The sequence below is a fragment of the Aquabacterium sp. A7-Y genome, assembly GCF_026153205.1.
In the GTDB taxonomy this organism is placed as follows: Bacteria; Pseudomonadota; Gammaproteobacteria; order Burkholderiales; family Burkholderiaceae_C; genus Caldimonas.
In genome coordinates this window covers 78,691-98,891 of sequence record NZ_JAPFBW010000015.1, presented here as the reverse complement: position 1 = coordinate 98,891, position 20,201 = coordinate 78,691, and the positions used below count along the sequence as shown (strand labels likewise).

The following is a 20,201-nucleotide window of genomic DNA, read 5'->3' as shown; positions in this document are numbered from 1 at the left end:
CGGCGCCGGCCTCGTCGGCGGCTATTGTGGGGCGGCGCGCCGGCTCAGGCGAGCAGGCGCTCCAAGGCCTTGGGCTCGACGGGCTTGACCAGATGGTGGTCGAAGCCCGCTTCGCGGGAGCGGCGCCGGTCCTCGTCCTGCCCCCAGCCGGTCAGCGCCACCAGCAGCGCATGGCGGCCCCAGGGCTGCTCGCGCATCAGGCGGGCCGTCTCGTAGCCGTTGAGGCGCGGCATGCCGATGTCGAGCAGGATGATCTCGGGCTGGAAGCTGGCCGCCACGCCCAGCGCTTCCAGGCCGTCGTGCGCCACTCTCGCGTCGTTGCCCATGATCTGCAGCATCACCGCGAGGCTGAGAGCGGCATCCTTGTTGTCGTCCACCACCAGCATGCGCCGGCCCGACGTTTCCACCGCCGCCGCCGGCGCGGCCGGCAGCACCGGCTCGACGACATGCGAGCGTGCCAGCGGCAGCTGCACGCTGAACTCGCTGCCGTGGCCCAGCCCGGCACTGGCGGCGGCGACCTGCCCGCCGTGCATCTCGACCAGGCGCTTGACGAGCGCCAGGCCGATGCCCAGCCCGCCCTGGGAGCGCTCGATCGAGCGGTCGCCCTGCGAGAACATCTCGAACAGCCGCGGCAGCATGGGCGCGGCGATGCCCACGCCGTTGTCGCTCACGCTCACGCGCGCCTCCTCCCCGCGGCGCTCGACACGCAGCGCGATCGTGCCGCCCGGCTCGGTGTACTTGGCGGCGTTGTTGAGCAGGTTGGAGAAGACCTGCGCGAGCCGGGTCAGGTCGGCATCGACGAACAGCGGCTCCTCTCTCAGCTCGATGTTCAGCGTGTGGCCGGCCGCCTCGATCAGCGGACGGCTGGTTTCCACGGCGTCGCGCACCACCGCGGCCAGCTCGACGCGGGCGATGCGCAGCTTGATCTTGCCGCGGCTGATGCGGCTGACATCCAGCAGATCGTCGATCAGCCTCACCATCTGGGCCAGCTGGCGTTCCATCACGATGCGGGCGCGCTCCTGCGCCTGCGGGTCGGAAGCGGCCAGGCGCAGGATCTCCAGGCCGTTGCGCAGCGGCGCGAGCGGGTTGCGCAGCTCGTGCGCGAGCGTGGCAAGGAACTCGTCCTTGCGGTGGTCGGCCTCGCGCAGCGCCAGGGCCTGGCGTTCCAGGGTTTCGCGCGAGCGCATCGCCTCGGTGACGTCGCGCATGATCTTCAGGAAGCCGCGCCGCTCGCCGCCGGCGCTCAGCCGCATCACCAGGCCGCTGGCCCAGAAGCGGCTGCCGTCCTTGCGCAGGTGCCAGCGTTCGTCCTCCGCCTGGCCCTCGCGGCGGGCGGTCTCGAGCTCGCGCGCGACCACACCGTCGCGGATGTCCTCGGGCAGGTAGAGCAGCTCGACGTGGCGGCCCAGGATGTCGGCCTCGTCGTAGCCCAGCAGCTTGCGCCCGCCGACGTTCCAGGCGGTCACGCGGCCGTCCGCGTCGAGCGTGAAGATCGCGTAGTCGCGCGCGCTCTCCACCATCAGCCGGAAGCGCTCCTCGCTCTGGCGCAGCGCCTCCAGCGCCTGGCTGCGGTCGTGGATGTCCTGGCAGGTGCCGATCCACTCGACGATGTCGCCGTCGGCGTCGCGCACCGGCACCGCGCGGCTCTGGGAATGGCGGAAGGCACCGCTGTCGGCATGCCAGAGGCGCGCCTCCACCTCGTAGCAGCCGCCGCGCAAGAGCTCGCTCTCCCAGGACTCGCGCAGCCGCTCGCGGTCCTCGGGGTGCACCGCATCGATCCAGCCGTAGCCGCAGTGCGACGGCCAGTCCTGCCCGGTGTAGGCCTGCCATGAGGCTTGCGGTTCGGCGAAGGCGCCGCGGGCGTCGGTGACCCAGACAATCGCGGTGGTCGCCACCACCAGCGAGCGAAAGCGCTCGGCGCTGCGCCGCTGAGCCGCCTCGGCGCGCTTGCGCTCGGTGATATCGCGCCAGCAGTTCACGGCACCCAGGATCTCGCCGCGGGCATTGCGGATCGGCGCCGCATCGACCAGCACCGAGACCCGCGTGCCGTCGGCGCGCTCGACCAGCAGCTCCTCGTTGTTGACCGTCTCGCCATGCCGGGACGCACGGTAGAGCGGCAGTTCCTCGGTCGCCAGGCGCCGGTCGCCGTCGCTGGTGTACACGGTGTAGCCGTCCAGCGGGTGGGTATCGGACTGCCGCGCCGGGGCGCCGATGAGCTCGTGCCCGAAGCGGCTGTTCGCCAGCACCGGGTAGTCGGGTGCACCGCCGACCCAGACGATGCCCTCCGGCAGGTTGTCGAAGATGGTCTGCAGCAGCGCCTTGGCCTGCTCCGACTCCAGCGCCCGGCGCTCGGCCTCGGCGCGGGCTGCCTCCAGGGCCAGCTCGGCGCGCTTGCGATCGTTGATGTCGAGCAGCGCTCCCACCATGCCGACCACCCGGCCCTGGCCGTCGCGCTCGGGGGCGTAGGCGCAGCGCATGTGCTGCGGGCCGAGTGCCTCGTAGGGGATCTCGGCCTCAAAGCTGACCATCTCGCCGGCGGCCACGCGCTGCAGGTAGGGATGGATCATGTCCCAGGCAGCCCGGCCCACCACCTCGGAGGCATGCCGGCCGACGACCTCCTCCGGGCTCAGGCCGAAGCGCTCGGCGTAGGCGCGATTGACGAAACGGTAGCGGCCCTCCAGGTCGCAGTGAGCGATGACGACCGGCGCGTTGTCGGCCACCAGGCGCAGTTGTTCGCGGCCCTGCCACACGGCCGCCTCGACCCGCTTGCGCTGGGTGATGTCGACGAAGGCGCCCAGCGCACCGCGCACGCGACCGTCGTTGTCCAGCAGCGGCACGGCATTGCCGACCACGATGGCGGGCTCCCGCCCGGGCACGTCGATCTCCAGTTCGACCTCCAGCACTGGCCGGCCTTCGCGCGCGGCGCGTTGCAGCGGCAGCTGCTCGACCGGGACCGGCCGGCCCTCGCGCAGGCAGCGCCAGACCGGCGGCTGGCCCGCGGGCATGCCCCGGCCCGTCAGCGCCTCTGCCTGGCGGTTGGCACTGAGGGTGAGGCAACCGGGGTCGTGGGCCTGCCAGATGGCCACCGGCGCGGCGTCGAACAAGGCCTGCAGCTCCTCGACACGCCGCGCCAGCTCACGATTGAGGCGCTGGATGCGACCCTCGGCCTCGCGCCGACCGGTGACGTCGCGTGCCGCGCCGTAGAAGCGCAACACGCGCCCCTCGGCATCGCGGACCGCCCGGACGCGGAAGTGCAGCCAGAGGCTGCGTCCGCTGCGAGTGAGATGGCGCATCTCGGCTTCGATGTCCTCGCCGGCGCGGGCGCGCCGCATCACATCGCGCGCCGCGACGCGCTCCTCGGGCGCCAGCACGCTGCGCCAACCGCCGCGTGCGAGCCCCTCTTCCAGCGTGTAGCCAAGCAGTTCGACAAAGCCGGCGCTGACCGAATCGGTGACGACGCGCCCGTCGGGCCGCACGCTGGCCTCGAAAGCGAAGTCGGCGGTGAGGTCGGCGATGCAGCGCTGGAAAGCCTCACTGCGCTCGAGCTGCCGGCGCTGTGCCTCCAGCCGGCGCCGCATGGCGTGCAGCGCGCCACATAGCACGCTGGCCGTCACGCAGACGACGAGGAACAGCACCAGGCAGGCGGTCTGGTCGGGATTGGCGATGTCGAAGACGTAGAACGGCGGCAGGAACAGATAGACGACCACAACGCCACACAGCAGCGTGGTCAGCAGCCCGGGCCCGAGCCCGCCGACGGCGGCCGACACCAGCACGGCCAGCACCGCAGGCAGCATCAGCCCCTCGCCATGGAGCCGCCCCTGCAGCCCCAGCCCGGCAGCAGCGGCCAGGGCGGCCGCCGCCGGAGCGATGAGCCAGGCGGCCCAGCCGGCCGCCTGCGCGTCGCGTAATACTTTCATGTCGGCGCCCTCTGCCTGACCCCCCGAGTGGGAGCGTTGCGACATGCAGGCGGGGGAGAGCTGCGGTGATCGCGCCCCCCCTGCTCTGCCTGCGCGACATCATGCAGGCTGTATCAGGGGCCGAAAGTAAGTAACTGCAGCCAACGGCCCGCCTACCCGAGGGGTGGACCGAAGCGGCGTGCGCCTTTAGGCGAGGCAAACCGGGAAAATCGGCCTCGGCACGCGGGGGCCGAGGCCGGACGCTCAGGAGGCCTTTTTGCCCGGCGGGCATTCGCTGCCGGGTTGCAGCTTCCAGTCCTTCTCGTCCTTTCCAGTGGAGATCTGCCGCTCGGCGTGCTCGGCCGCCGACGGCGAGATCGGGTCGCTGGCCGGAAAGGTCTGGTCCAGCGCCTCGTCCAGCAGCTCCTGGTAGGTGGGTACCTTGTCCTCGGGCTTGATGGCCTTGCCCTCCAGACGGTGGTCCTCACGCTTCTGGGTGTGCTCGTCTTTCATGGCGCTTCTCCTTTCCAGGGGAGCGAAGCAATCCGGATGCCCGGGGGCGCCTCTAGTCGAGCTTCTTCTTGACCAGCGCGTCGAAGGTCTCGTTGTTCACCGGCGAGCGCAGGCGGCCGTTGTTGAGCAGCAGCAACACGGTATCGACGTTGTCCGGGTCCACCGCGATGCGGCCCTCGTGCACCTGCAGGCCCCAGTGCTCCTGCTCATTGAGCTCAAGCAGCCGCTGCATGAAGCGGGGGTCGCGGTAGTAGCCGCTGCGGTCCAGCGCCGAGATGCGGCGCAGGCGCGGCAAGCTGGTGCCTATGGCCTCGCGCAGCGGCGTGACGTCGACGAAGATGCCGGCCTCCTCGAACTCCTGCAGCACCGTGTCGCGCAGGCGCTCCATGCCGAGGCGGAAGTTCAGCGCACTCTCGAACTGGCGCTTGTTGAAGACGAACAGCCAGTCCTCCGCGGCGAGGAAGTCGTAGCCACTGGCCAGCGTGAAGACCTGGCGCTCGTCCAGGTCGACCAGCATGTGACCTTCCCAGAGCAGATTGCGCAGGCCGCGCACCCGCCGCGTGCTGCTCTGGGCCGCGGTCTTGCGGACCGCGAACAGCGAGCGCTCGCGCGTCTGCAGGTGAACCAGGTAACACCAGGAGTTGAGCAGGTCGTCGAGGGTCTCGGCGCGTGGCGCATCGAGCCCGCGGCTGACCTGCGCCTCGATGGCGGGAAAGTCCGTGTCGGCGGACTCGAGGGTCAGCACGACGTCGTCCTGGTCCTCCGAGACGAACTCGTAGGGCGCGGTCCCCAGCGGCGGCGCCAGCAACTCGCCGACCTCGTCGCGCAGCTTGTGCTGCAGCTTTTCGTCGATGTCCACACCCAGCACCTCGTAGCGCGCCCGGCGGTCGACCAGCCGCCGCCTGACGATCCAAAGGCTGGCGCTGGCCAGCGTCCAGTCGGTCTGCTGCAGCCCGGCCAGCCGGTCCTGCGGCGCATCGGCCTTCTTCATGCTTCGGTGTCGACCTTCTTGACGAAGTAGAGGAAGTTGGAGAGTCGTGTCACATAGCAACGATCGCCGACTCGGAACTCGGTGCGCGACAGCAGCAGGCCCTGTCGCTCCCGCGCACCTTCCTTGAACTGGGTGTCGTAAAGGCCATAGCCGGCCAGCCCCAGCACCGGATTGACCAATATGTTGCGGGTCCGATAGGCCAGCGCAAACAGCATGCCCAGGAACAGCCCGAGGCACAGCAGGGTGCGCCAGTCGCCGAGGTCGAAGTTGTAGAAGGAGATCATGTAGGGGATGGTGTAGGCAAACAGCTCCCCCGATTTATTGCTGACCTTGGTCACCTGCACCGGCAGCCCGCCGGGAATCGAGCGGACCGCGAGGAACAGCGCCAGCATGCACAGCGCTGCGCTGATGGCGATGGCCCCCGCCAGCAGAGGGTGCTGGGGGCGCCAGCTGGTCGCGTCCAGGTCCTTGATGATGACGATCACCGCCAGCGGGAAGTAGGAGCTGGCGAAGATCAACAGCGAGGGCCAGAAGCGCAGCTTCATCCTGCCATCATCGCAGCTTCAGGGCCGGGTCAGCATCATCGCGGCCTCTGCGCCGCTCAGGTCTTGCCACGGCGCGGGAAACGCACGTTTTCGGGCCGCCGGATCTCGATGCCCGGCGACCAGCTCGGCACCGCCTCCTCGCGGGTGCGCCGCGGGTAGTTGTCGGCATCGCGCAGGACCTTGCCGAAACTGATGCCGGTCAGGTCCTCCAGCCCCGCCAGAGACACTTGATAGGTCTTGAAGCGGCCGTAGTGGAAGGCCTCGGCCAGCATGTCCTCCTGCGACAGCAGGTAGGCGGCGCAGTTGAGCTCTCCGGTGTCAGCCTCCACCAGTGCCGCCACTTTCCAGAAACGCAGCGGCACCTGCACGCCTTCGATGACCGGGTCGTTGACGCCGAACACCGGGCCGGTGAAAACGCTCACCTTCAGGTCCAGCGCGTCGGCGTTGTCCAGCACGTAGTCTTCCAGCTCCAGCCATTCGCGCTGGTTGAGCCCGGGCAGCTGCGGCGCGGCATTGGTGTAGTGGAAGGTGTCCTCGTTGGCCCGGGCGGCGACCTCGGGCTCGCCCCAGACCGGATCCTCGCGGCGCACCATGTGGCCGCGGTCGAAGCGGGTCGGACCGTAGAACTCCTTGCCGACCTGGCTCTCACGGGGAATGCGCGGATCGAAGTACCAGGCCAGGCCCTGGCGCGAGATCTTGCGCCTCGTGCTGCCGTCGATGTTGGCGCCCGTGACCATCGGCAGTCGGCGCGAGATGCTCATGCGCACGCTGAAGTGCGTGTAGTCGAGCCGCCAGGGGTCGCGCGCGTCGCTCACCCGCAGCAGGTCGTCACGCCGCGCCGGCTTGGGCAGAGGCAGCCGCACCGAAAGGAAACGCTCGTCGAAACCATCCGCCTTGTAGCTGGACGCCGGGCGGGTCTTCTCCTGCAGTTCGTCGTACAGCGGCGCGCCGCCCACCGAGGTGCGGCCCTTGGCGATGTGCAGCATCTCCAGCACGGTGTCGATGCGCACCGCGTAGTTGGCCTTGCGATGGGCGCCCGCGTAGTGCAGCCCCAGCGCCTTGCCGGTCTGCAGGTCGAGGATGACGCTGCCGGAGTTGCCGCCCAGGGTGGTTGCGTCGTGCTCGAAAAACCAGCTCTCCTTGGGCACGGTCATCACCTCGCCCGGCGCGAAGCGCTTCACATCGTAGACATCGCCGAAAATGCGGTCGACCAGGCGCGAGTCGCTGCGGCTGTCGCGTGCCGGGTAGCCCACCACGGCCATGAAGCGGCGCTCGCGCAGGTGGCGGCTGAGCGTGGCCACCGGCTCGATGGGCGGCGGCAGCGGCGCGCCGTTGTCGCGCACCACGCGCAGGAAGGCCACATCCGGCGCGCTCTCGCTGTGCGGTGCGATATAGAGCACCCGGTCGATGCGGAACTCGGCCGCGACCACCGAGCGGTATTCCTCGCGGAAGTCGATGCGCGGCAACACGTCGGTGCCGGCGTGGTTGCGGATGAAGACGTAACCCACGCCGGTGGCGTCGCGGCGTGCGAATTCCGAGGCGACATGGCGGTTGGTGACCACCACGTCCTCCTCGATCATCCAGCCGGTGCCCACCCACTCGAGCGCGGGGTGGCCGACCAGCTCGACCCGGCCGACCGAGCGCAGGGCCGGCTGGAAGGTTTTCAGGTGCTTGCGCACGCGCCGCGACATCACGTCCGAGCGGGCCGGCAGCGTGACCTGGTCGTTCTCGACCATCAGCACCGGCCGCGCGATCGCACGCACGATGGCCTCGGACAGCGGCCGGCTCTCGAAGGCCAGCTCGGGGTCGGGGTTCTCCAGCATCGATGCCAGCGTGCCGCTGTCCACGTCCCACAGCCCGCCCAGCTCGCTGTGCGCCGCGCGGCGCTGCAGCTCGAAGCGCATTTCCTTGTCGTCGAGAATGGAGCGCAGCGTGCGCCGCCGTGCACCTTCTTCGGAGTCGTCGCGACTCGCCATGCCTGTGTTCTCCGTTGTCAGCCCGCCCCCTGGCGGATACGCCAGGGTAACGCCCGGAAATGACCGTCGTGCCTCGTTCCGGCACTACTTTCTCCTGGTAACAGAGACCCGCTTGACGCGCCACAGGGCTTCACCCGTGGCGCTCGCGGCTGTCCTCGGGTGCCTGGTCGCGCTCGCGCAGGCCATAGTCGCGTAGCACCTTCGCCACACGCAGCCGGTAGTGCTCGAAGATGAACTCGCGACCGGCTGCCTGAGCCGCGCGATGCGCTTCGAGCCGGCGCCAGGCAGCCACCGCGGGCTCGTCGCGCCAGAAGGACAAGGACAGCAGCCGCCCGGGTTCGCTCAGGCTCTGGAAACGCTCGATGGAGATGAAACCGTCGATGTCGGCGAGCCGCGGCGCTAGGCCGGCGGCGAGATCGAGGTAGGCCGGCTGCCGGCCTTCATGAGGACGGACTTCGAAGATCACGGCAATCATCGCGGGCTCCTGGTCTGGTCAGTGGGTCGTCGGACTGAGGGCGGCGGCGGCGGTGCCTGCCGGCACTGGAAGATCGAAGCGGGGAATGCGCGCGTTGACCGAGTTGCGGTAAACCGGGGCCGCGAGAAAACGCCGTGCCGAGGGGAGCCACGCGTCCACCTGTTCGAGGCAGGCGAGCACGACGCCGCCCGCGACGGCGCGGGCCAGGGCCTCCCCGGGACAGCGGTGCCGGCCGCTCCCGAAACCGAACCCGTGTGCCGGGCGGCGCGGATCGAAACCCTCCGCCGCCTCGCCGCAGGCGGGATCGCGGTTGGCGGCAGCCAGCAGCAGCAGGACCGCCTCGCCGGCCTGCAAACGCGCGCCGGCGACCGAGGTGGCCCGTGCGGCATGGCGGCGCGTGTTCTGGATGGCCGGATCATGCCGGGCCACCTCGGCGACAAACGCGCCGACGTCAAGCCGCGCCCCTTGCAGGTCGGCGAGTACCTCCGGCTCGCGCGCCAGCGCGACCAGACAGTTGCCGACCAGGCCGGCGCTCGCGTCGCAGGTCTGTACCAGCAGCCCGGCCAGGTTGGCGGCGAACACCTCGGGCGTCAACGCCGCCGCCTGGACCGGCGCCCACCGGCCCAGGCCCTCGCCGAACAAGGCCGTCAGTTCGCCGGCCGCCGTGGCGGCCGCCTCCAGCGGTACAGCATTGTTTTGCGGCGACAGGCAGGCCACGAAGACATCGACCTGCGCGGCCACATGCAGGCGCCGCGAGGACGGGACACCCAGCAACTCCGCGACGGCCAGCAGCGGCACCCGATGCAGCAGCTCGACCCGGCGCCCCGGGCTTTTCAGCGCCGCGCGGGCCTCGCGCTGCGCGATGGCCGCAGCAGTGGCCGGCTCCCAGCCGCCCAGCACGGCCCCCAAGGCGGGCCGTGCGGCAGCGTGGGCCGGACCTTCGTTCATGCGCACCAGCCGGCCAAACAGCTCGCCGGCGGCCGAGCCGGCAAGGGCTGGCGGCACCGGCTGCCCTGCAGGTCGCACCGTGAAGTTGTCGTCAGCCAGCAGCGCCTCCACCACGGCCGCGCTGCTGGCGACCCACATCCGCACCGACTCGTCGAAGTAGAACGGCTGCCGCTCCCGCAGGCGGCGGTAGTAGGCATAGGGGTCAGGCGCGCTGACAGCTTGCAGGGGATCGAGGGGCTCATCGTTCATGGCAGTCGGGCAAGTGGGAGGAACGCCAGTCTGCTAGGCTGGCGGCTGCCACGCTTCGATGAGGAACGAAACATGGATGCAGATACCGGATTGCCGGCCATCGCCGCCGCGATCGCGGAGCCGGCGCGCGCGAACATGCTGTGCGCGCTGCTCGACGGGCGGGCGCGCACGGCCACCGAGCTGGCAGCCGTCGGAGAGGTCGGCGCCTCGACGGCGAGCGCCCACCTGGCGCGCCTGGTGCGCCAGGAGCTGGTGTATTGCCTGGTCCAGGGCAAACACCGGTACTACCGCCTGGCCGGTGCCGAGGTCGCGGCGGCCCTGGAGGCGCTGCTGGTGCTCGCCGGCACGCCGCGCAAGGAGTTCCGGCCGCGCACCCCAGCGCCGCTGCGCAGCGCGCGCTCCTGCTACGACCACATGGCTGGCGCCGTGGCGGTGGCGCTGCTGCAGGCTCTCACGCAGCGCGGCTGGCTGGTCGCCGAGGGCAGCGACTATGCGCTGGCGCCGGACGGCGCCACGGCGCTCGAGCACTGGGGCGTGGATGTCGAAGCGGCACGCCGACGGCGGCGTCGCTTCGCTTGCGGCTGCGTCGACTGGAGCGAGCGGCAGCCGCACCTGGGCGGCGCGCTGGGCGCCGCCCTGCTCGGCGTGGCGCTCGAGCGCCGTTGGGTCAGCCGTGAGCTGGACAGCCGCGGACTGCGCGTCTCGCCGCGCGGCTGGCGCGACTGGCTCGCGCCGCTGGACATCAGGCCCGACACCTCAGCCTGAGCCTCGGCGCGCCAACCTGCGTCAGACGCTGGTACCCAGCACGCCGCTGCGGCTCAAGGCCTCCTCCAGCATCTGCAGGAAAACGCGCGTCTTGGCCGGCATCAGGCGGCGGCCGGGAAACACCGCCCAGGCCGGCACCTCTGGCAGGCACCAATCGGGCAGCACGCGCACCAGCGCGCCCTGCCCGACCAGCTCGGTCGCCAGCGCGTCGGGGGCCGCCACGATGCCGGCGCCGACGGCGGCGAGCTTGAGCAGCAGCGGCGGCGAGTTGGCGATGCCGCGGGCCGGGGGCACACCCTGCCAGCGCTCGTCGCCCCGGCTCAGGATCCAGGGCATGGGTTCGCCGTTGCTGGCGCGCACCGGCAGGGCATCGTGCTGCAGCAGGTCACGCGGTTCGGCGGGTGTGCCGCGCAGCGCCAGGTAGCAGGGCGCGGCATACAAGCCCCAGGTGTAGACAAAAAGGCGGCGTGCGGCCAGGCTCGAGTCGTCCTGCATCGCGCCCATGCGGATCGCCAGGTCGAAGTTCTCGCCGACGAGATCGACACGGCGCGCCGAGATGTCCACCTCCAGCGAGATGGCCGGGTGACGCAGCAGGAACTCCGCCAGGAAGGCGGCCAGATCCACCCCGGCAAACTCCCCCGGCATCGAGACTCGCAGCCGCCCGCTCGGCAGGGCCTGCCGGTGCAGCGCCAGCGACGCGGCGGCATCGACCTCGGCGGCGACCTGGCGCGCATGTTCAAGCAGCGCGTGGCCGAAGTCCGTCAGACTGAGCTTGCGGGTGGTGCGCAACAGCAGCCGCTCACCCACCTGACGCTCCAGCCCCGACAGCCGGCGCGACACGGTGCTCTTCGGCAAGCCGACGCGTTCGGCCGCGCGGGTGAAGCTGCCGCTCTCGGCGACCCGGGCGAACAGCAGCAGATCACTGGGATCGATCTGAAGCATTGTTCCTTGCATGGAACAATGTTATCCATTTCAACGGATTTTTAGGCATGAAAAACACCAATACAGTCACCTCATCGCCTCTTCCTTGATGACTACCGCGAAAGGTCCACTGCCATGAAGATCCTGCAAATCAACTCCAGCGCCCGCGCCGAAGGCGCTGTGTCCACCCAGTTGGCCGACCAGTTGGTGGCCCGTCTGCGCGACGCGCATCCCGGCGCCGAACTGGTCCTGCGTGACCTGGCTCGCACGCCGCATCCGGCGCTCGACGAAACCGCCCTGCAGGCCCTTTTCACGCCGGCCGCCGAGCGCACGCCGGCACAGGCTGCGCGGGTGGCGCTGGACGACACGCTGATCGCCGAAATCCAGGCCGCCGACGTGGTGGTGCTGGGCGTGCCGATGTACAACTTCGGTGTCTCCAGCCAGCTGAAGAACTGGATCGACGCGATCGCCCGGGCCCGCGTCACCTTCCGCTATACCGAGACCGGCCAGGCCGAAGGCCTGCTGACGGGCAAGAAGGTCTATGCGGTGCTGACCCGCGGCGGCCGCTACCGCGACACGGCCGCCGACACCCAGGTCCCCTACCTGCGCGCGGTGCTGGGTTTCCTGGGCATGAGCGACTTGCAGTTCGTCTATGCCGAAGGCCTGGCGATGGGCCCGGAGGTGCAGCGCGAAGCGCTTTCGGACGCACAGCGCCAGATCGAGGCCGCGCTCGCCTGAGGACCAGCCTCCCGGATCAAGGAGCTTGACATGAGGCACACACCCGGCATTCCCGAGATCGTCCACCAGGCCCGCAAGGTCGAGAGGCTGGTCGTCGGCATCCCCACCTCCGACGGCGCCGGGGTCAAGCTGACCCGGGTGCTGACCCAGCCGCTGCAGCGTCGGCTGGATCCCTTCCTGATGCTGGACGCCTTTCACAGCGACGATCCGAAGGACTATGGCGCCGGCTTTCCCGATCATCCGCACCGCGGTTTCGAAACCGTCACCTACATGATCGCCGGCCGCATGCGGCACCGGGACAGCGCGGGTCACGAAGGTCTGCTGGACAACGGCGGCGTGCAGTGGATGAGTGCCGGCCGCGGCCTGGTGCACTCGGAGATGCCGGAGCAGGAAAACGGGCTGATGCAGGGCTTCCAGCTGTGGCTCAACCTGCCGTCCAAGGACAAGCTGGGTGCGCCCTGGTACAGCGACATCCAGAGCGAGCAGATCCCGGAGTTCACGACCGCGGAGGGCGTGACAGCGCGTGTCGTCGCCGGCGCAAGCCATGGTGTGCAAGGCGCCGTGCAGCGCCCGCATACCGAGCCGCTCTACCTGGACCTGCATTTCGGCGCAGGCAGCCGCTTCGAGCAGGCCTTGCCGCCTGGGCACAACGCTTTTGTCTATGTTTACGAGGGCGAACTGGAGATCGGCGGCCAGGCCGTACCGGTACAACGCATGGCCATCCTCGCCAATGCCCCAGGGGCTGGCGGCGTCGTGCTGCGCAGTGCTGGCCCGGCCCGGGCCCTGCTGATCGCCGGGCGGCCGCTGAACGAGCCCATCGCACAATACGGGCCCTTCGTGATGAACAGCAACGAGGAGATCTTCCAGGCGGTGGAAGACTTCCGGGCCGGACGCTTCACGGCGTCCGCCTGAGCACGCGGCGAGCAGCTTCCCGCCCAGCTTGCAGCCCGGGGGCAGCAAGTCCGGGCTGGCGGCTCAGCGAGCCCGGGAGGACGGCGAGCTGACCACCCGAGGCCGTGCCAATGCCGCCTTGCGCGGGATGGGCGGCCGTTGGTGGCGCGAGATCGGCAGCTTCACCGGCTCGGTCTGGCCAGGGTCGGGCAGCGCCGCGACGCGGTCCAGCAGTTCGAACAAGCGGCCCAGCACCTGCGGGCCCAGCTGGGACTCGATCTCCAGATAGCGCGCGTCGACGCGGGAAGCCATCTTGTCCACGAGGCGGCGGCTCTTGGCGGTCAGCTCGACCACCACCTTGCGCTGGTCGGTCGAGATGCGGAAACGCTTGATCCACTCGTCGCGTTCCATTCTTTCGAGCACACCGGTCAGGCTGGGACCCGGGATACTGCAGGCCTCGGCAATGCGGCCGATCTCCATCTCTCCGTACTGCGAGAGTGTGCGGATCACGCGCCACTGCTGCTCGGTGACACCCGCCAGCTTCAGGTTGGGCCTGAAGTAGCGCATGACGGCCTCGCGCGCTCGCAACAGGGCGTGAGGCAGGTTGCGATGCTGTATGACGGCAGGCATGGCTCTCTCCTGGCAGATCTTAATTAGTTCGTTCATTAATTCTAGGCGCCGTATTCCCCCTTCGCCGCCCCATCTCGCTGGCTGGTTTGACAGGTACCTGTGAGAAGACGCCGGATGCATGCATCTGCACCTTCTGTCCTGGCCCCTGTTAATAACAATAATAATTCGTATTTACAATGAAGGTTTTTGCAGTGTTCACATGGAGAGAACCGCCGATGAAACCTCTGCTGCTGGCCGTGCTGACCGTTGCCCTCCCGTTGGCGCCCGTGGCCCTTGCCGAGGAGCGCGCGCCGCAGGCAGCCCGGGCGGCGCCCGACACATCGCAAGTGGTGGCCCACTACGCAACCCTGGTGCACGCCGTCTATGAGGACACCTTGACGCAGTCCCTGGTGCTGCAGGAGGCCGTGAAGGCCTTCGTGGCCCAGCCCTCCGCAAGCACTCAGGAGGCGGCGCGCAAGGCCTGGCTGGCAGCACGCGAGGTCTACGGTCAGACCGAGGCGTTCCGCTTCTACGGCGGCCCCATCGACGACGAACAGGGTCCTGAAGGGCGCCTCAACGCCTGGCCGATGGACGAAGCCTTCGTCGACAGCGTCAAGGGCAAGCCCGGCGCCGGGCTGATCAACAACCGCAAGGTCGCGCTGAGCAAAAAAACACTGGCGGCCCACAACGAGCGCGGCGGCGAGGAGAACATCTCCACCGGCTGGCATGCGATCGAGTTCCTGCTGTGGGGGCAGGACCTGAACGAGGCCGGCCCGGGCGCCCGCTCCTTCGAGGACTTCGTCGACGGCAAGGCCCCCAACGCCGACCGGCGACGCCAGTACCTCGGCCTGGTCACCCAACTGCTGGTCGACGACCTGCGCTCGCTGGTGCAAGCCTGGGCGCCGGGCGTGAAGAACAACTACCGCGCCCGCTTCGAGAAGGGCGGCAGCGAATCGCTGCGCAAGATCTTCGTCGGCCTGGGCTCGCTGTCGCGCGGCGAACTGGCCGGCGAGCGGCTGGAAGTGGCGCTGGCGAGCCAGGACCAGGAGGACGAGCACTCCTGCTTCTCGGACAACACGCATCGCGATGCCGTGACCAATGCTTTGGGCATCCGCAATGTCTGGCTGGGCGAGTACCAGCGGCTCGACGGCAGCCGCCTGCAGGGTCCGTCGCTGCGCCACCTGGTCGGCGCCGCCGACGCCGCATTGGCCGAGCGCACCACGAGGCAGATTGCCGCCTCGGTACGCGCGGCCGAAGCGATCCAGGCGCCCTTCGATCGCGAGATCACCGGCGCTGCCGACGCCCCCGGCCGGCTGCGTGTGCAGCAGACCATCGCAAGCCTGGTCCAGCAGAGCAAGGACCTCGTCGAAGCCGCGCACCGCGTCGGCATCACCCGACTCACGTTGACGCAACCCCAGTGAACTTCCCATGTTTCGCGCTGCGACGGCCCCGCCTGGCGGCGGCCGCCGCCTTGATGGCCCTGTGCGCCGGCGCGCCCCAGGCGCAACGCCAGGACGACGACCCGCTGGGCGTGCTCACCGGCGGGCAGACCACCGTGCACGCCGACGGCCGCAATGCGTTTTCCTTCCCCGCCGCCAATCTGGCCGACGAGGAGCGCACGCGTTTCGCCATCGGCAACTCCTTCTTCCGCCGCAACTGGGTCGAGGCACCGTCCTCGACCTCGGCGCGCGACGGCCTCGGGCCGCACTTCATCGCGCGCTCCTGCGGCGGCTGCCATGTGCAGGACGGCCGCGGTGCGCCGCCGGACTTCCGGCGCGGCCTGAGCGAGCCCCCGGTGGCCCTGCTGATGCGACTGTCGGTGCCGGGGCGCAACGAGCACGGCGGTCCTCTGCCCGACCCGATCTACGGCGACCAGCTCAACAATGCCGCGGTCCAGGGCGTCCAGCCCGAAGCCCGCGTCGCCATCCGCCACACCACCGTGCACGGGCGCTTTGCCGACGGCACCCGCTACACGCTGCAGAAGCCGCACTATGAGCTGCGCGAGCTGGCCTACGGCCCGACCGCCGAGGGCCTGATGTTGAGCCCGCGCATCGCGCCGCAGGTGATCGGCGTCGGGCTGCTCGAAGCAATAGCCGACGCCGACATCCTCGCCAACGTGAAGGAACAGGCAGGCGCCGGCGGCCCCATACGCGGCCGAGCGAATCGCGTCTGGGACGCGCCGTCGCAACAGTTCAGGCTGGGCCGCTACGGCTGGAAGGCGAATGTCGCCACGCTCAAGCACCAGACCGCGGCGGCCTTCCTCGGGGACATCGGCATCACGTCGTCCCTGTTCCCCGACGAGGCCTGCTCGCAGACCCAGACCGACTGTCGCGATGCCCCGCGTGGCGCGAAGGGCGAAGGCCCGGAGATCGACGACCACACCCTCGACAACGTGGTGTTCTACCAGGCCACGCTCGCCCCTCCGGCGCGCCGCCGTGCCGACCAGGCCCAGGTGCGGCGCGGCCAGAAACTGTTCCAAGACGCGCAGTGCGCGGTCTGCCATCGCCCCTCCTATGTCACCGCTCAGGCGCCCTTTCCACGCCTGAGCAGCCCGGCGCTGGAGGGGCAGAAGATCTGGCCCTACACCGACCTGCTGCTGCACGACATGGGCGAAGGCCTGGCCGATGGCCGCCCCGACTTCGAGGCCGACGGCCGTCAGTGGAAGACGCCGCCGCTGTGGGGCGTGGGGCTGATCCGAGAGGTCAACGGCCACCAGCGCCTGCTGCACGACGGCCGCGCACGCGGCGTGCTGGAAGCCATCCTGTGGCATGGCGGCGAGGCCCAGGCGAGCCGCGACAAGGTCCTCAGGATGAGCCGGGAGGAACGTGCAGCACTGGTGAAGTTTGTGGAGTCCCTGTGAAGCGAATCGATGTCCTGCGGCCTGCCTCCGTCCCGATGACGGTCCGGCTCACCTTCGCGCTGTCTGCCCTGGCGGCGCTGTGCCTGCCCGCGGCGGCTGGCACGCCCGGCACCCGGCCGGTGGTAGCGGTGCCCTACTACACGGCAGCGGCTTTCATGCAAGGCGTCCACGAGCACTGGTACGCCCCCCGCGCCGCCGAGTTCGCGCGCCAGGGTGCCCGGTTGGAGCCCGCCCTGCAAGCCTATTGCGAGCCCACCGGTACGGCGCCGGCGGCCGCCCTGCAGCAGGCTCGCGGACAGTGGCGCGAGACGGCGCTGGCCTGGGACCGCTTGTCCGGCGTGAGTGCCGGCCCCCTCGTCGCGCGGCGCTCGGCGCGCCAGATCGACTTCGTGCCAACCCGTCCCGAGCTGATCCAGCGTGCCATCGAGAAGGCCCCTGACGGACCGGCCGCGATGGAGCGCATCGGCACGCCTGCCAAGGGGCTGCCCGCACTCGAATGGCTGCTGTGGAAGGCGCGCCTGGCGCCCGCCACACCGGCCTGCCGCTACGCCGTGCAGGTGGCAGCCGACATCGCGCGCGAGGCCGAGGCCCTGGCCCAGGCCTTCGAGGCCGCGACCCGCGAACCGCTCGAGGCCGAGCCGGCGCCCGCCGCGATGGCCGAGGTGGTGAACCAGTGGGTCGGCGCCCTCGAACGCCTGCGCTGGCAGGACATGGAACGACCGGTACGCAGCGCCGGGCAAGGCGGCCGCCAGCCGCCGGCCTTTCCGCGCCTGCTCGGCGCTGCGACGCAGGCCAGCTGGCAGGCACGCTGGGAGGCGGTGCGCCGCCTGGGTGCTGCGCTGCCTGGCGAGCCGGTGCCGGCGCCGAACCGGGGCCTGGTGCCGCTGGAAACCTATCTGCGCGGGCGCGGGCTGAACGAGGTGGCCGACCGGCTGGCAGCCGCGATGGCGCAAGCCGACCTTGCAGTGCGCCGCGCCGCGCCCCAGTCGCCGCCCCGCGTGCTGGAAGCGGCCGCCGCGCTCACCGCGCTGAAGCGTTATGCCGAGGACAGCGCCGCGCCGGCCTTGGAGGTCAGCATCGGCTTTTCCGATGCCGATGGAGATTGACCGACGGATGTGGCGCCGACGCGAATGGCTGGCGGCCGCCCTGGCCGCGGCAGCGGGGCCCGCGATCACGGCTCCCGCCACCAGGCCGCCCCGACTGGCCGCCGGCTGGGCCACCGAGCGCGGCCAGCAACTCGGCGTGCTCACGCTGCACGCCGGCCGCGTGGCCGTGCAGGCCCGACTCGACATCCCCACGCGCGCCCACGGGCTGTGGGTCGAGCCCCACGGCACCTTGCTCAGCGTGGCACGCCGGCCGGGCGACTGGCTGTTGCGCTGGCATCCCGACGGGCGCGCGCTCGCGTGGTGCTGGATCGAGCCCGACCGCGCCTACAACGGCCATGTGCTCCTCAGCGCCGACCGTCGCACCCTCTACACCACCGAAACCGATCTGAGCTCGGGTCAGGGCTTGATCGGCGTACGGAACGCACGCAGCCTCGAGAAGCTCGCCGAATGGCCCACCGCCGGTGCCGACCCGCATGAACTGCTGCGGGATGCCGCCGGCCGCCTTCTGGTCGCCAACGGCGGCATCGCCACCCGTCCGGAAACCGGCCGTGCCAAGCTGGACCTCGAGCACATGGACTCCTCGCTGGTGTGCCTCGACCCCCGCCATGGCAGCTTGCTGGGCCAATGGCGACTGGCCGACCGGCGCCTCAGCCTGCGTCATCTCGCCCGCCTCGCCGACGGCACGCTGGGCATCGCGCTGCAGGCCGAACACGAGCACCTTGACGTGAAGCAGGCCGCGCCGGTGCTGGCGCTGTTTGACGGCCGCGAGCTGCGCACCGCGCCGCTGCCGGACGGGGTCTCGATGTCGGGTTACGGGGGTGACATCGCGGCGCTCGGGAACCGTTTTGCCGTCAGCAGCCCGCGCGCCGGGCGCGTGGCGCTCTGGGAGGCCGACGGTCGACCCGTCGGCCATGTCCCGCTGGCCGAGGCCTGCGCGCTGTCCAGCACGGGCGAGCAGCTGTGGAGCGGCGGTCGCGCCGCACTGCTCGACTGGACCGGGCGGGGAGCCGGCCAAGCACTGCCGCTGCCCGCCAGAGAGACGCTGCGCCTGGACAACCACTGGGTCGTGCTGCCGCCCGCCTAGCGCGCCGAGAGAGACGGCGCCGTGGCCGCAGAGAACGGCTCGAGCCGGCAGGCCGGGCCGGGAACGCTTGCTGCCCGCTGGCTCGACAGCAGGAGACGCCGATGAACCTTCCCCCTTCCACTCCGCTGCCGCTCAGCGCCCCGCTGCAATCGGAGCATGTGTCCCTGGTCTACCGCTGGCGGCCGGCCCTGCCGTCGGCCGCACGCCGGCCGCTGCTGATCCTGCTGCATGGCGTCGGCGGCGACGAAAGCAGCATGGCGCCACTGATCGAGCGGCTGCCGGCCGACGTCCATGTGGCGCTGGTGCGCGGCCCCCTGGCGATGGCCCAGGGCGGTTATGGCTGGTACAGCCTGCAGGAAACCGCCATGGGCCTGCGCGCCGACCCCGACCAGGCCGAAGCGGCCCGGCTGCTGCTGCTGCAGTTCATTGCCCAGCTGCGCCAGGCCCACCCCTTCGATCCGCGCCAGGTGTATGTGGCCGGCTTTAGCCAGGGTGGCGTGTTGAGCGCGAGCGTGGGGCTGACGCGTCCCGACAAGGTCGCGGGCATCGCCATCCTGTGCGGTCGCATCCTTTCACAGGTGAAGTGGCAGTTGGCACCGGACGCCCAGCTCTCGCACCTGCAGGCATTCCTGGCCCATGGCGGCGCCGACGAGGTGATTCCCTCGGAGCACGCGGTCGACGCCATGCACACCCTGGCCGAGCACCGCGTGCAGCTGGTCTACCGCGATTACCCCGGCGGGCATGAGATCTCCAACGCGATGGCTGCCGACTTCGCTCACTGGGTGGCTCAGCGCGCCACGCTGGCCTACGAGCGGCCGGGCTGAAGCATCGGCCCACGCGGCGCAAGCTGCACGGGGCGGCAATTTGTACGTGTTTTCCCTAGCACCGCAGGGTGTCGGACAGCTGTTCCTCGGGGCCCGGGCCTGGGCACGTCAGCTGCTTTGTTTCCTGCATGGGTCTGAGGCGCCGGCCCCCGTGTTGTCGGCGTCCCCCATCACAAAGCGCGCGGCGACGGACTACATCATGTTGCAAAGAAGCGCGCTTGCGGGCCGGCTCGAAACGATCCGGCCATGGTCCATTTTTCAGGAAAGGAATGCTGAGATGTACCCGAACAAGAAACTGCTGAGCGGTGTGATGGCGGCCTTGCTGGCAGCCGGCGGAGCTTATGCGCAAAGCGCGCAGACCGACACCGCCAGCCCGCCGACCAGCGGCACCCAACAGAACATCGGCAACTCGCAGGGCAACGCCTCGCAGACCGGGCCCAATGCCACCCAGGACGCCAGCGGGACCCGCAGCATGAGCAACAGCAGCGGCAGCGCCTCGACCACCTCGGACGCCTATCCGTCCGGCAGCGCCGGTGATCAGAACGTTCCGCCCCAGTTCCAGCGCCACCCGGCGTCGAACCTGCAGGGTCCGGTCGGCGAAGGCGAAGCGACCGAATGGTGGCCTGGCAAGGACAGTGCGACCGAGCTCGACAACCAGAGCGGCACGATGCGCTGACGGGCCGGCCCAAGCCGCCCACTGGCCCGGGGCGTTCAAAGCTCCGCGGCCAGCCTCCAGCCCTGCTCGATGACCCGCTTGGCGTCCGGCCCGGACGCCTTCTCCACACCGCCTGTCCGGCGGGTCTCCCGTTC

At 70.2% G+C, this 20,201-nt stretch carries 18 protein-coding genes; 9 read left to right on the top strand and 9 right to left on the bottom strand.

Features of this window, described 5'->3' with window-relative positions:
- Positions 1-44: 44 nt before the first annotated feature.
- The 7 genes from OOT46_RS15400 to OOT46_RS15370 all read right to left on the bottom strand — a co-directional run bounded on the left by OOT46_RS15400 (position 45) and on the right by OOT46_RS15370 (position 9,593).
- The gene (locus OOT46_RS15400) at positions 45-3,917 is read right to left on the bottom strand and encodes a PAS domain S-box protein (protein ID WP_265404499.1); all 3,873 of its coding nucleotides are present in this window, start codon (positions 3,915-3,917) and stop codon (positions 45-47) included.
- A gap of 243 nt (positions 3,918-4,160) precedes the next feature.
- On the bottom strand, positions 4,161-4,409 hold the full coding sequence (locus OOT46_RS15395) for a hypothetical protein (protein ID WP_265404498.1): 249 nt from the start codon (positions 4,407-4,409) through the stop codon (positions 4,161-4,163).
- A 52-nt stretch (positions 4,410-4,461) separates the two neighbouring features.
- Complete coding sequence (locus tag OOT46_RS15390) at positions 4,462-5,400, bottom strand: Kiwa anti-phage protein KwaB-like domain-containing protein (protein WP_265404497.1); 939 nt, start codon at positions 5,398-5,400, stop codon at positions 4,462-4,464.
- Entirely contained in the window at positions 5,397-5,945 is a 549-nt protein-coding gene (locus OOT46_RS15385) for a hypothetical protein (protein WP_265404496.1), read from the bottom strand. The genes OOT46_RS15390 and OOT46_RS15385 overlap by 4 nt, the downstream gene beginning before the upstream one ends.
- A 56-nt stretch (positions 5,946-6,001) precedes the next feature.
- Positions 6,002-7,921: a DNA/RNA non-specific endonuclease gene (locus OOT46_RS15380; RefSeq protein WP_265404495.1), complete on the bottom strand. Its 1,920-nt coding sequence runs from the start codon at positions 7,919-7,921 to the stop codon at positions 6,002-6,004.
- A gap of 130 nt (positions 7,922-8,051) precedes the next feature.
- Positions 8,052-8,396: an antibiotic biosynthesis monooxygenase family protein gene (locus tag OOT46_RS15375; protein ID WP_265404494.1), complete on the bottom strand. Its 345-nt coding sequence runs from the start codon at positions 8,394-8,396 to the stop codon at positions 8,052-8,054.
- Positions 8,397-8,414: 18 nt separating this feature from the next.
- On the bottom strand, positions 8,415-9,593 hold the full coding sequence (locus OOT46_RS15370; protein ID WP_265404493.1) for a cytochrome P450: 1,179 nt from the start codon (positions 9,591-9,593) through the stop codon (positions 8,415-8,417).
- A gap of 72 nt (positions 9,594-9,665) precedes the next feature.
- On the opposite strand from OOT46_RS15370, the gene OOT46_RS15365 reads away from it, so the two are divergent.
- Positions 9,666-10,358, top strand: a complete 693-nt coding sequence (locus OOT46_RS15365; protein ID WP_265404492.1) for an ArsR/SmtB family transcription factor — start codon at positions 9,666-9,668, stop codon at positions 10,356-10,358.
- Positions 10,359-10,379: 21 nt separating this feature from the next.
- Here OOT46_RS15365 and OOT46_RS15360 read toward each other — a convergent pair whose 3' ends face one another.
- The gene (locus OOT46_RS15360) at positions 10,380-11,300 is read right to left on the bottom strand and encodes a LysR family transcriptional regulator (protein ID WP_265404491.1); all 921 of its coding nucleotides are present in this window, start codon (positions 11,298-11,300) and stop codon (positions 10,380-10,382) included.
- Positions 11,301-11,414: 114 nt separating this feature from the next.
- On the opposite strand from OOT46_RS15360, the gene OOT46_RS15355 reads away from it, so the two are divergent.
- Both OOT46_RS15355 and OOT46_RS15350 read left to right on the top strand, forming a co-directional pair.
- A complete protein-coding gene (locus tag OOT46_RS15355) occupies positions 11,415-12,017 on the top strand; it encodes an FMN-dependent NADH-azoreductase (protein ID WP_265404490.1) in 603 nt (200 codons plus the stop codon).
- A gap of 30 nt (positions 12,018-12,047) precedes the next feature.
- Complete coding sequence (locus tag OOT46_RS15350) at positions 12,048-12,929, top strand: pirin family protein (protein ID WP_265404489.1); 882 nt, start codon at positions 12,048-12,050, stop codon at positions 12,927-12,929.
- A 63-nt stretch (positions 12,930-12,992) separates the two neighbouring features.
- Here OOT46_RS15350 and hpaR read toward each other — a convergent pair whose 3' ends face one another.
- Positions 12,993-13,538, bottom strand: a complete 546-nt coding sequence (gene hpaR, locus OOT46_RS15345; RefSeq protein WP_265404488.1) for a homoprotocatechuate degradation operon regulator HpaR — start codon at positions 13,536-13,538, stop codon at positions 12,993-12,995.
- Between the two features lie 215 nt (positions 13,539-13,753).
- Here hpaR and OOT46_RS15340 point away from each other — a divergent pair, with 215 nt between their 5' ends.
- From OOT46_RS15340 to OOT46_RS15315, 6 genes are all read left to right on the top strand, one after another.
- A complete protein-coding gene (locus tag OOT46_RS15340; RefSeq protein ID WP_265404487.1) occupies positions 13,754-14,938 on the top strand; it encodes an imelysin family protein in 1,185 nt (394 codons plus the stop codon).
- A 53-nt stretch (positions 14,939-14,991) separates the two neighbouring features.
- Positions 14,992-16,377 carry a di-heme oxidoredictase family protein gene (locus tag OOT46_RS15335; protein WP_265404568.1) on the top strand — a complete coding sequence of 462 codons (1,386 nt, stop codon included), beginning with the start codon at positions 14,992-14,994 and terminating at the stop codon, positions 16,375-16,377.
- A 35-nt stretch (positions 16,378-16,412) separates the two neighbouring features.
- The gene (locus tag OOT46_RS15330; protein WP_265404486.1) at positions 16,413-17,483 is read left to right on the top strand and encodes an imelysin family protein; all 1,071 of its coding nucleotides are present in this window, start codon (positions 16,413-16,415) and stop codon (positions 17,481-17,483) included.
- The gene (locus OOT46_RS15325; protein ID WP_265404485.1) at positions 17,467-18,567 is read left to right on the top strand and encodes a DUF1513 domain-containing protein; all 1,101 of its coding nucleotides are present in this window, start codon (positions 17,467-17,469) and stop codon (positions 18,565-18,567) included. The genes OOT46_RS15330 and OOT46_RS15325 overlap by 17 nt, the downstream gene beginning before the upstream one ends.
- Before the next feature lie 101 nt (positions 18,568-18,668).
- On the top strand, positions 18,669-19,391 hold the full coding sequence (locus OOT46_RS15320; protein WP_265404484.1) for an alpha/beta hydrolase: 723 nt from the start codon (positions 18,669-18,671) through the stop codon (positions 19,389-19,391).
- Positions 19,392-19,668: 277 nt separating this feature from the next.
- Positions 19,669-20,067 (top strand): hypothetical protein, encoded by a 399-nt coding sequence (locus OOT46_RS15315; protein ID WP_265404483.1) that lies wholly within the window; start codon positions 19,669-19,671, stop codon positions 20,065-20,067.
- Positions 20,068-20,201: the final 134 nt, after the last annotated feature.

Excerpts from the sequence above, each read along its gene's own strand:
- OOT46_RS15400 (WP_265404499.1), bottom strand. The coding sequence starts at position 3,917 with ATGAAAGTATTACGCGACGCGCAGGCGGCCGGCTGGGCCGCCTGGCTC.
- OOT46_RS15395 (WP_265404498.1), bottom strand. The coding sequence starts at position 4,409 with ATGAAAGACGAGCACACCCAGAAGCGTGAGGACCACCGTCTGGAGGGC.
- OOT46_RS15390 (WP_265404497.1), bottom strand. The coding sequence starts at position 5,400 with ATGAAGAAGGCCGATGCGCCGCAGGACCGGCTGGCCGGGCTGCAGCAG.
- OOT46_RS15385 (WP_265404496.1), bottom strand. The coding sequence starts at position 5,945 with ATGAAGCTGCGCTTCTGGCCCTCGCTGTTGATCTTCGCCAGCTCCTAC.
- OOT46_RS15380 (WP_265404495.1), bottom strand. The coding sequence starts at position 7,921 with ATGGCGAGTCGCGACGACTCCGAAGAAGGTGCACGGCGGCGCACGCTG.
- OOT46_RS15375 (WP_265404494.1), bottom strand. The coding sequence starts at position 8,396 with ATGATTGCCGTGATCTTCGAAGTCCGTCCTCATGAAGGCCGGCAGCCG.
- OOT46_RS15370 (WP_265404493.1), bottom strand. The coding sequence starts at position 9,593 with ATGAACGATGAGCCCCTCGATCCCCTGCAAGCTGTCAGCGCGCCTGAC.
- OOT46_RS15365 (WP_265404492.1), top strand. The coding sequence starts at position 9,666 with ATGGATGCAGATACCGGATTGCCGGCCATCGCCGCCGCGATCGCGGAG.
- OOT46_RS15360 (WP_265404491.1), bottom strand. The coding sequence starts at position 11,300 with ATGCTTCAGATCGATCCCAGTGATCTGCTGCTGTTCGCCCGGGTCGCC.
- OOT46_RS15355 (WP_265404490.1), top strand. The coding sequence starts at position 11,415 with ATGAAGATCCTGCAAATCAACTCCAGCGCCCGCGCCGAAGGCGCTGTG.
- OOT46_RS15350 (WP_265404489.1), top strand. The coding sequence starts at position 12,048 with ATGAGGCACACACCCGGCATTCCCGAGATCGTCCACCAGGCCCGCAAG.
- hpaR (WP_265404488.1), bottom strand. The coding sequence starts at position 13,538 with ATGCCTGCCGTCATACAGCATCGCAACCTGCCTCACGCCCTGTTGCGA.
- OOT46_RS15340 (WP_265404487.1), top strand. The coding sequence starts at position 13,754 with ATGAAACCTCTGCTGCTGGCCGTGCTGACCGTTGCCCTCCCGTTGGCG.
- OOT46_RS15335 (WP_265404568.1), top strand. The coding sequence starts at position 14,992 with ATGGCCCTGTGCGCCGGCGCGCCCCAGGCGCAACGCCAGGACGACGAC.
- OOT46_RS15330 (WP_265404486.1), top strand. The coding sequence starts at position 16,413 with ATGACGGTCCGGCTCACCTTCGCGCTGTCTGCCCTGGCGGCGCTGTGC.
- OOT46_RS15325 (WP_265404485.1), top strand. The coding sequence starts at position 17,467 with ATGCCGATGGAGATTGACCGACGGATGTGGCGCCGACGCGAATGGCTG.
- OOT46_RS15320 (WP_265404484.1), top strand. The coding sequence starts at position 18,669 with ATGAACCTTCCCCCTTCCACTCCGCTGCCGCTCAGCGCCCCGCTGCAA.
- OOT46_RS15315 (WP_265404483.1), top strand. The coding sequence starts at position 19,669 with ATGTACCCGAACAAGAAACTGCTGAGCGGTGTGATGGCGGCCTTGCTG.